This is a genomic window from Roseovarius sp. MBR-78 (assembly GCF_040547535.1).
In the GTDB taxonomy this organism is placed as follows: Bacteria; Pseudomonadota; Alphaproteobacteria; order Rhodobacterales; family Rhodobacteraceae; genus Roseovarius.
In genome coordinates this window covers 1-2895 of sequence record NZ_JBEPPX010000070.1, presented here as the reverse complement: position 1 = coordinate 2895, position 2895 = coordinate 1, and the positions used below count along the sequence as shown (strand labels likewise).

Annotated in this window: 5 protein-coding genes and 1 pseudogene; 3 read left to right on the top strand and 3 right to left on the bottom strand. The window is 60.9% G+C overall.

The genetic code is table 11. The features are described from left to right. The 3 genes and pseudogenes from ABIE58_RS20165 to ABIE58_RS20155 form a co-directional block, all read right to left on the bottom strand. Positions 1–275 (bottom strand): annotated as a pseudogene (locus ABIE58_RS20165) (hypothetical protein); the annotation flags it as partial. Next, positions 269–406 (bottom strand): hypothetical protein, encoded by a 138-nt coding sequence (locus ABIE58_RS20160; RefSeq protein ID WP_009820029.1) that lies wholly within the window; start codon positions 404–406, stop codon positions 269–271. The gene ABIE58_RS20160 and the pseudogene ABIE58_RS20165, both read right to left, overlap by 7 nt. Positions 407–438: 32 nt before the next feature. Next, complete coding sequence (locus tag ABIE58_RS20155; protein ID WP_027263659.1) at positions 439–1251, bottom strand: DODA-type extradiol aromatic ring-opening family dioxygenase; 813 nt, start codon at positions 1249–1251, stop codon at positions 439–441. Positions 1252–1404: 153 nt separating this feature from the next. Here ABIE58_RS20155 and ABIE58_RS20150 point away from each other — a divergent pair, with 153 nt between their 5' ends. The 3 genes from ABIE58_RS20150 to ABIE58_RS20140 all read left to right on the top strand — a co-directional run. Next, positions 1405–1749 (top strand): winged helix-turn-helix transcriptional regulator, encoded by a 345-nt coding sequence (locus ABIE58_RS20150; protein ID WP_036050126.1) that lies wholly within the window; start codon positions 1405–1407, stop codon positions 1747–1749. A gap of 107 nt (positions 1750–1856) precedes the next feature. Beyond that, positions 1857–2438: a TetR/AcrR family transcriptional regulator gene (locus ABIE58_RS20145; RefSeq protein WP_354546397.1), complete on the top strand. Its 582-nt coding sequence runs from the start codon at positions 1857–1859 to the stop codon at positions 2436–2438. Positions 2439–2580: 142 nt separating this feature from the next. Next, positions 2581–2895, top strand: a 315-nt coding sequence (locus tag ABIE58_RS20140) for a TetR/AcrR family transcriptional regulator (RefSeq protein WP_354546396.1), incomplete at its 3' end; no start/stop codon positions are given.

The window sequence follows — 2895 nt, the reverse complement described above, 5'->3', positions numbered from 1 at the left end:
TGCAGGCTACCGTCCTGCGGCGGATGGACATGGGCGAACTCGGTGCCGATCATGAACGCCTCGCGGCAGCCGCAGCCGCGCCCGTGTTCGAGGCAGAGCGCCTCTGCGCCCGGCACCGAGATCATCGAGGGCTGGCGGATGACAAAGGGAAAATCAAAGGCCCGTTCCCTGAACGCCCGAACCGTTGCGGCATCCGGGTTCTGGGAAATCTGGGTATGCGGGGCACAAGGCGTGGTCGCAGGCCTAGGCCCCTCGCGCGGCGGTATCTTCAGCACGGTATCGCCTCCGGCAGGTCGTGTTCCTTCATCGCCTTTACCAGGGCGGCGCGCATGGTCGGGACATGGGGAATTTCCCTGCCGGCGATCTTGGCAGGGCTGACCGGCTTGGGTCCGGTGATGTCGGGCATTTTTCGTGGTGCTCCTTTCGTGTCTTTTCAACTCAACCGAACCGAAAGGCGCTTTCGACAGCGCCCATAACGGGGTCTTCTAGCGTCTTGCGCCCAATGTCCGCGCCTGCTGCGCCCGCCACAACGTGCAGCGGGATCAGGTGCTCTTCGCGCGGATGGGCCTCGCGGCCGCCCGGGGCATCGGACCAGCGCGCAAGCCTGCGGTTGCGTTCCTCGGGATCGGGGCAGGTCACGGCCTCGGTCAGCCAGGCATCGAACGCGCCGCCAACGATGTCGTCTCGCGCCCCGCCACGCAGGCTCTGCATCAGCACGGACATGTTGTGATAGGTGTTGCCGCTGCCGAGGATCAGCACGCCCTCGTCGCGCAGGGGGGCCAGGGCACGGCCAAGCGCAATGTGGCGCGCGGGGTCGAGATCGCTGGCAACCGAAAGCTGGACACAGGGAATGTCGGCATCGGGAAAGGCGACCTTGAGCGGCACGAAAACGCCGTGGTCAAACCCGCGCGTGGCATCCTTCGCAGCGGCAAACCCGGCGGCGCGGGTCAGCTCATGCACCCTGTCTGCCAGCGCCAGATCGCCGGGGGCGGGCCACGTTAATTCATAAGTGTGCGGTGGAAAGCCGCGGTAATCGAACAGAAGCGGTGGCGCGGGATTGGTTTGCACGGTGAAGGCGGGTTCCTCCCAGTGGCCCGAAATCACCAGAAGCGCGCGGGGACGTTCGGGCAATGTGGCAGGCAGATCCTCCAGGAATTTCCGGTGCCGGTCCCATTCATCGGGCGGATTCCAGTCCATGAAGAAACACGGGCCGCCGCCATGGGGAATGAACATCGTGGGCATACGGGTCATGTTGCATCATCCTCACCGGTCAGGCCATTCGAGACCTTGCCTTTCGTTGTATGGATAAGGAGTAGTTGAGTTGTGTCGTTATTTAAAGTAGGGACGAAAAAGTAACTATAAAATCGAGCCGATCCCATGCCCAGAACGCCGCCACAATGCCCGATGGATTCGATCCTGCGTCTGCTCATGGGACCGTGGACAACCCACATCATCTGGGTGCTGAGCGATCAGGGGCCACAAAGATTCGGGGTTCTGAAACGCGCCGTGCCGGGAATATCGACCCGAATGCTGACCGAGCGGCTGCGGATGCTTCAGCGCGCCGGGGTCGTCTGGCGCGAACAGGCCGAGACGATCCCGCCTGCGGTCACCTATGGCCTGACGCCGCGCGGCAACGACCTGCGCGGCGTTCTCGACGCAATGGGCGAGATCGCGGAACGATGGAAGACCGAGGGGGTATTTGAAGGTGATGACTTGGGCGGGGCCGCTTCACCAAACTCGCGTTTGTGAGTTAGGCTGCGCCACCCGGCTTCTGCCTGTGAGCGCGGTCAGACAGGTTGCGCCGTGCATTCGATATCACGTTTTGGAATCAGGTGATCGCCATGCGGGAAAGTAAAGTGGCCGATGTGCTGAAAGGAGCCAGAGAGGTATTCCTGAAGTGCGGTTTTGAAGGTGCCAGCGTCGATGCGATTGCCGAAGAAGCCAAGGTTTCGAAGACGACCCTCTATGCGCATTTCCCAAGTAAGGACAAACTTTTCTTGAGCGTCTTGGAAGCCGAGTGCGACAGCCTTTCGGAGGAAATCTGCCGTCCGCTTTCAAGCCAGAACGATGCGCGGAGCGTGCTGGAAGAACTCTCTCGGCGCATGATCGGGTTGGTCATGGATGATGACTATATTCGCCTCCTGCGCGTTTGCATCGGCGCGGTTTCGGTTCTGCCGGAGGCAGGTGAAATATACATGGGCGCAGGCCCGAGGCGTGCCATCAGGATCGTCGCGAAAATCCTCAAGGACTTGCATGAGATGAAATCACTGGACGTGAAAAACGTTCAAAACGCCTCTGCTCAATTTATTCATCTCTCTGTATCTGGCGTTATCATGCCGCAATTGCTGGCCGTCGATCAGCCTATCGATGTGTCTGAGCACTCAAGACGGGCGGTTGATGCGTTTTTGGGGGCATATGGCGGACGCGATGCCTCTTGAAGTGGCGTGGTCAATGGATTGCCTTCTCGTACTTCTGCGGGCGCTATCGAGCGCCGTGCCGGATCAGATGAGATTGAATTCTTGACCCGGACCGACCCACAGACTACCTCCCACGTAACATAAACCGACCGGACGGTATAGTTTGAGCACGCCCACGCGCCCTTCAGAATGCAGAAACGCCTCGCGCAGGATACTTGCAGCGGCGCGTGCGATTGCCACGCGTGAAGGCGCGGGCAGGATCACGATCGAGGCGGTCGCGAAGGAGGCCGGCCTGAGCAAGGGCGGCTTGCTTTACAATTACCCGACAAAGAAAGCGCTGCTGTCCGGCTTGTTGGCGCAGATGCTGGCCGAGCACCGCGAATTGCTGGAGAGCGTGCCGGAGCGGCACCCCGCGCGAACCCTGCGTGGTCATCTCGAAACGGTTCTGCAATCGCAAGAGGTGGATGATGACCTGTCG

Bases quoted from the DNA above. Each gene is read 5' to 3' on its own strand.
- ABIE58_RS20155 (WP_027263659.1), bottom strand. From the start codon at position 1,251: ATGACCCGTATGCCCACGATGTTCATTCCCCATGGCGGCGGCCCGTGT.
- ABIE58_RS20160 (WP_009820029.1), bottom strand. From the start codon at position 406: ATGCCCGACATCACCGGACCCAAGCCGGTCAGCCCTGCCAAGATCGCC.
- ABIE58_RS20150 (WP_036050126.1), top strand. From the start codon at position 1,405: ATGGATTCGATCCTGCGTCTGCTCATGGGACCGTGGACAACCCACATC.